This window comes from Gottfriedia sp. NPDC057991 (genome assembly GCF_042886615.1).
GTDB lineage: Bacteria > Bacillota > Bacilli > Bacillales > Bacillaceae_G > Gottfriedia.
The window spans coordinates 1-5,353 of record NZ_JBHVQN010000017.1 but is presented as its reverse complement, the minus strand read 5'-3'; the positions used below and the strand labels follow the sequence as shown (position 1 = coordinate 5,353).

General features: G+C 36.1%; 7 protein-coding genes, 1 rRNA gene and 1 pseudogene. 5 read left to right on the top strand and 4 right to left on the bottom strand.

The window, feature by feature from the left end; translation table 11 throughout:
* Nucleotides 1-470 precede the first annotated feature (470 nt).
* Nucleotides 471-1,309: pseudogene (locus tag ACFVR2_RS25055) on the bottom strand (tyrosine-type recombinase/integrase).
* Between the two features lie 188 nt (nt 1,310-1,497).
* Here ACFVR2_RS25055 and ACFVR2_RS25050 point away from each other — a divergent pair.
* The 3 genes from ACFVR2_RS25050 to ACFVR2_RS25040 all read left to right on the top strand — a co-directional run bounded on the left by ACFVR2_RS25050 (nt 1,498) and on the right by ACFVR2_RS25040 (nt 2,706).
* Nucleotides 1,498-1,767, top strand: a complete 270-nt coding sequence (locus ACFVR2_RS25050) for a hypothetical protein (protein WP_387368208.1) — start codon at nt 1,498-1,500, stop codon at nt 1,765-1,767.
* Nucleotides 1,768-1,780: 13 nt separating this feature from the next.
* Entirely contained in the window at nt 1,781-2,110 is a 330-nt protein-coding gene (locus ACFVR2_RS25045; RefSeq protein WP_387368205.1) for a helix-turn-helix domain-containing protein, read from the top strand.
* 95 nt (nt 2,111-2,205) lie between these two features.
* Entirely contained in the window at nt 2,206-2,706 is a 501-nt protein-coding gene (locus ACFVR2_RS25040) for a hypothetical protein (RefSeq protein WP_387368202.1), read from the top strand.
* A 77-nt stretch (nt 2,707-2,783) separates the two neighbouring features.
* On the opposite strand, the gene ACFVR2_RS25035 is transcribed toward ACFVR2_RS25040, so the two are convergent.
* The gene (locus ACFVR2_RS25035; RefSeq protein ID WP_387368199.1) at nt 2,784-2,924 is read right to left on the bottom strand and encodes a hypothetical protein; all 141 of its coding nucleotides are present in this window, start codon (nt 2,922-2,924) and stop codon (nt 2,784-2,786) included.
* A gap of 847 nt (nt 2,925-3,771) precedes the next feature.
* Here ACFVR2_RS25035 and ACFVR2_RS25030 point away from each other — a divergent pair.
* Nucleotides 3,772-3,948 carry a hypothetical protein gene (locus ACFVR2_RS25030; protein WP_158095066.1) on the top strand — a complete coding sequence of 59 codons (177 nt, stop codon included), beginning with the start codon at nt 3,772-3,774 and terminating at the stop codon, nt 3,946-3,948.
* A gap of 218 nt (nt 3,949-4,166) precedes the next feature.
* Nucleotides 4,167-4,304: a hypothetical protein gene (locus ACFVR2_RS25025; protein ID WP_387368195.1), complete on the top strand. Its 138-nt coding sequence runs from the start codon at nt 4,167-4,169 to the stop codon at nt 4,302-4,304.
* Nucleotides 4,305-4,862: 558 nt separating this feature from the next.
* On the opposite strand, the gene ACFVR2_RS25020 is transcribed toward ACFVR2_RS25025, so the two are convergent.
* Together ACFVR2_RS25020 and rrf are read right to left on the bottom strand one after the other, a co-directional pair.
* Complete coding sequence (locus tag ACFVR2_RS25020; RefSeq protein ID WP_387368192.1) at nt 4,863-5,195, bottom strand: hypothetical protein; 333 nt, start codon at nt 5,193-5,195, stop codon at nt 4,863-4,865.
* An 83-nt stretch (nt 5,196-5,278) separates the two neighbouring features.
* Nucleotides 5,279-5,353: ribosomal RNA gene (rrf, locus tag ACFVR2_RS25130) — 5S ribosomal RNA — on the bottom strand; the annotation flags it as partial.

Below are 5,353 nucleotides of genomic sequence, written 5' to 3'. Positions count from 1 at the left end.
CCTTCAATTCCGAAAGGAACTGTCTAGCCTTTACTAGAGTAATGTGACCATTCTCCATTTAAACTAGAAACATTTCGCACAACTAAACTGCCATTATGGTGAATAAAAACGCTTTCTTCACTATTGATTAAACTCTAACCATTAAAAAAACAGAAAAACCTTATAATGGGCTTTTCTGTTTTTCACTTGCTATTCAATTCGTACTTTATTTTATTCTATTGTACAGCGATTAATTCGCTGCCTTCTCATGCTCTTGTTTAACGAAACTCTTCATTGAATGGAATACATCTGATTTTTGTTTAAGGATATAGTAGCAGAATTTTTCATCGTTAATGTTTTTATTTACCATGAAATTCACCAGCTTGATTTTTTTAATCAAAGAGCGTGAGGTTGATTTGATCCCTAATTGGAAGATCCTTTTGCTACTAAATTCACTAACACAACGAATGCATCAGCTTTATAAGAATCTATTAAAAGTATTTACAATATTGCTCTTGGCGTTGCTTTCCACTTAGTTTCGCATATATTCGTGTTGTTTCACTCTTTTCGTGACCTAATAAACTTTGGATTACTTCAATTGGGGCTCCGTTATCCATTAAATGAGTTGCGTAACTGTGCCTTAATTGGTGGGGTGAAATCTTTTTTTAAACGCTGCCTGTAAAGAAACCTCCTTAATTATATGGCGCGTTTGAGCAATGCTTATCCGACGAGGTGCTCTTTCGGTTACAAATAATGCAGGATCTTCATCGTGTCGTTCGTTTAAGTATCTCAACAACCAAATTTCAGCTCGAATATTGAAATTAACTTCTCTTTCTTTATCACCTTTTCCTCGTGCTATTACCGAGTGATTCGTCCAATTTATATCATTTTTATTTATTAAGACAATTTCTCCGATACGACATCCTGTTGAATACATAAACTCAATTATCGCATGTTCTCTTGGAGTATTGCAGGCTTCACGAAGGAGTTCAATTTCTTTAACAGTTAAGAATATAGGGATTCTAGTTCCAGTTTTTGGTTCTTTTAGCTTTGAGGAAGGGTTGCTATGAATTTCACCCTCTTCATGAGCCCAACGGAATAAGGATTTTATAAAACGGACTCGATGTGCTAGACTAGCAGGTTTTAACTTCTCTCCAACAAATACAAGATACTCTTTCAAAGTATCAGTAGTGATTTGAGCAATCTCAATATCCCCGAAATGTTTAATTAAAAGTATTACCTGTATTTTATATGCTTTTAGAGTAGTTGCTGAGTATCCTTCAATTAATTTATCATTATAGTAACTTTTCCATGCTTTAGATAATAACATTAGTGAATCCCCTCCCATAATTGGTGTTTCACCAGGCATTATTGACCAAAATCATAATTAAAATAGGTGGATTAGTACTAGAAATTATTAAATGTTATTTCACGTGGGTTTTTGTTTGGAAATATCTACTTCGTATTTTCCAGTTGCTCATGCTCAAAATATTAAAAATGTCAACGGGAGAGTGCATCATGAACATCAAAAAGAAAAACCGCAGCTCGATTGATCCACTTTTTTATGTGAATTTGTACCTCATCAAAAATGTGCTCGTTGAAAAAGACATCCAGCTGTTCATGTTTCACAAATTTCCCTATGGCATCGAATGTCACCCAGGAAATCGATTCGCTTTCCAAGTAAACGCGCTCGATTCAGAATACACCCTTTTACAAGACAACCATTTGCCTCAAGTTTATACATTTGAAGTTTTTATGAACTGGATCAGGAATCTGACGAAAGATTAAAAACAGAGACGAAGTGGGTAAACGAAAACCAAAGGAAATCGATGTATTAAAAAACTATTTCACACAGAATGAAAAAAGAATGAGAGAAATGGAGGTTATTATCGAAGGGTTGTCCGAACGTGTTGAACAAATGGAAGTAACAGGAATGAACAGAGTTGGTGCGACAGACTTGATCGAACTGTTGGATGAGCTGAAAACTTATTCAGTCAGAGAAGTATCGAACTTACTAGGTGTTCAAGTAGAAACCGTCAGACGATGGGTTCGAAACGGTCAACTTCCATCTCTCACAAAAAATCATTATCAAATACTGGGTAGCGACTTAAAAAGATGGTTAGTAAAGTAAATTTCAACGACGAGCAATCGTCGTTATTTTTTTGTGCAGGTGAAAGGAATAAACAACTCGAATCATCAGTAATAAGATAAAAAGGGGTGAATAAATTGATTAAAAATAATATAACCATGTTATTTGTGCAAATTGCGTTGTCCATCATTTGTTTAACCGTCGACTTGATCATCGCAGTCAATCTAGGAGACCGTCCACTTACAGATACCGTCGTAAGCTGGCTCAATCTTGTTGTCTACGTATTTTTCTTCTTTTTGCTCGGAAAGACGAAATTAGACCCTCAAGGTCATCCACTGAAAAACGCTGGTTCCGTTTTATTCATCAGTGGAGTTAGTTTTTTCCTGATGCTCCTACTTAGTAACCATTTCGATCAGATGAATCACTTGATCAGTTTGATGACCTGGGTACTGATTTTACCCGTCGGTTGGGCACAGGACGTGAAGCATAACCCATTAGCATTCAGAAGTTTGTTTGTTTTTATACCGGCGATCGCTGCTTTTGTCGGTCTGACGGTTCGACCAGACAAACAAAGCGTCAAGGAACTGTTGAAATCAATGAGAACGAAAAGCGAATTAGAACAACAAAACGACGATTAATCGTCGTTTTATTTTAAATATGATATGCATAGGCGATCACTGAAAGCCTTTGTTACTGTCACTAAACAATTCAGGTGCTAAAAGGATTGATTTTGATTTGAAACAAGTGGTTCATAGTTCGTGCATTTTTCGCTCCATTTTTCTTCAGCAGAAGCAGATGGCTGAAGTAAGCCAAAACCAAGTCCAAATACAGCTCCCGTTAATAAGCCTTTCTTCATCTTCTCTCCCCGTTTCATCTATCTTTTTATGTAAAGCCTCAACTCGTTTTTCATTTTATCATCGTTTGCATGGGAATAGGTCGATTTTTTTCGAACTGGTCAAATACTGTCCGACATTTTCCGACTCCAGTGTATTTCCATCGTACGTTTAAAAGAACAAAAAAGGTCACTAGCTATGGACCTTTTTTTACGAGCTCAACAAAGGATGCGAAAATCCGTACCAATTAAAGTAGCCGCTCAATTTAGGAATCTTTTCATTACATTCCGCAAGAGAAGGAGGCATTCTATTGCAAAACTTTCCCTATCATTTTTCTAGTGATTTAACTTCACATCCGTTAGTAACAAGATGAGGTGATTAAGATGAAATTTTCCCCAACATGGAAAGGTGCCCTACCGATTTACATCATTCTTTGCGGATTAGTTGGCATTACTTTTGTGAGCATTTTGTCTAGCCATTCTTTCAAACCCACTTGTATCAACAAAAGGGACTGTATACGCTCGTCATTGCCAACAGTACAAACAATATCAAAATAAATAGTAAACCGTTCGAAGTGGCATCTCAGTCAACTTCTTCGTTCACTCGTTGAAAAGAACAAAGCAATTGTTCTCGACGAGCACACCAACGAATTATTACAAGCAAACATCAAATCCATTGCAAGAGCTGGTATCAACGTATCCATTTGCTGGATCATCTTCATTCCAGTTATTCTAACCATCGTTCGATACTTTTTCTTTTCGAATTAATAACTCATGACTATTAAAGTGTGCATTTATCCGCTTTATTTGGTATGCTTAACGGACAGTTATGGACCGGATCCACTAAACTGAATGAAGAAGAGGGTAAAACATGGGAAAATTGAATGCAGTCGAAAAATTGCAAAAAGAATTAATGAAGACGCGCGAAGCGATCGACATCGTCAAGATCATCTTAGCGAAGAAAAACGACCCTCATCTCGAAGAACAGTTGAAAAGATTAATCACCGAACACAACGAAATTGTGACACAAATCAAGAGCATCCAGTAAGGATGCTTTTTTATCTTATCGCCCTCTACTCGTAACTACCCGGACGCTATCCATTAGGTCAACCAGTCCATCCATATTTTAAGTCATGACTTTTTCATTTTTGAATGGTAACATTTTTACACATTCAACCAAACTAAAATGATATCTTTCCTTTTTTACACAAACCAGAAATGACTGATCGATTATCGTTCGAATCGAATCGAAAGGATGAAGTCAAAATGAATGATGAATCAACGCAAGTGATTTTAATGGCAATCAAATCATTAGACCAAAGAATGCAGTCAATGGAAAATAAATTGCAAGCGATGGATGAAAAATTCACATATTTCATGGTCCGTCAACATTCAATTGAATAAATGGAATACAAAAAATCAAGTGGAATTTACCATCAATACAGGAATTTTTTGTGAGAAAGTGTCTGCTATATTAAATGGAGAATTATCAACAACCTTTAGAATTATTAACAACCTTTCCAATAGAAGTACATTCCATGTTAAGGATTCGATTAAGCGAAATAAAAAATTCAACAGATCATTGGTATAAAATCACAGTGAAAACGGATCTTGAAACTCTTTTTTGTACTATGCCACAAAAATGGTTTTACCTAAAGGTTCATTATTATAACAACACATAATTCTAAACCCATTACGCAAGAGAACATTCTCTTCTATTTCCAAATGTACCCTCGAATAATATTTTCCATTTACGCAAGGCTCTGTTAAATTTAATTGATGATTTTTGAACTAAAAAAGGTTGTCTAATTAGACAACCTTTAGAAACTCTTCTACAACTACTATGAAAATAAACTTCTTTAATCTCGAAAAAAGGCAATACTAAATTAGACGCAGCTCATTCGTTTTTTAAAAATTAGAGGCGCGCCTGGCATCATTGGTGTTTATGGACTGGTTAATAGATTAGGAGGCTTCTGTTATTGTTACTGTATAACCTAAGTTTTCTAGTCTTCGAACTGAATGGCGAATAATAGATACTTGTCTTTGTTTATCAAAATAATCTTCGCCTAGGTCAACATACATTTCTTTTCGGGTTAGAAGGTAATATGCGATTCTCAACATCGCATGTGCGACCAAGATTGCAGCCTTTTTCTTTCCTTTTCGTCCAGCTGTACGCCTATATAGTGCACCTAGATAGTTTTTGGACCCTCTTATTGAATGAGCTGCTTCTGTTAATCCCGATTTTAAATATTTATTTCCTTTTTTTAGACTTGCTAGATTTCCTTTTACCTGCACTCTCGTTGTGTCGAGGAACTAAGGACGCCCACGAACAGAGCCTAAATAAAAAAAGCACCAGCTATTAGCTGATACTTTGGTAAACCAGGCGACGTTCTACTCTCACAGGGGGAAACCCCCAACTACCATCGACGCAAAAGAGCTTAACTGCCGTGTTC

What these genes read in the sequence shown, in the direction of transcription:
- ACFVR2_RS25050 (WP_387368208.1), top strand. Translation starts at nt 1,498, where the DNA reads ATGAACATCAAAAAGAAAAACCGCAGCTCGATTGATCCACTTTTTTAT.
- ACFVR2_RS25035 (WP_387368199.1), bottom strand. Translation starts at nt 2,924, where the DNA reads ATGAAGAAAGGCTTATTAACGGGAGCTGTATTTGGACTTGGTTTTGGC.
- ACFVR2_RS25030 (WP_158095066.1), top strand. Translation starts at nt 3,772, where the DNA reads ATGGGAAAATTGAATGCAGTCGAAAAATTGCAAAAAGAATTAATGAAG.
- ACFVR2_RS25025 (WP_387368195.1), top strand. Translation starts at nt 4,167, where the DNA reads ATGAATGATGAATCAACGCAAGTGATTTTAATGGCAATCAAATCATTA.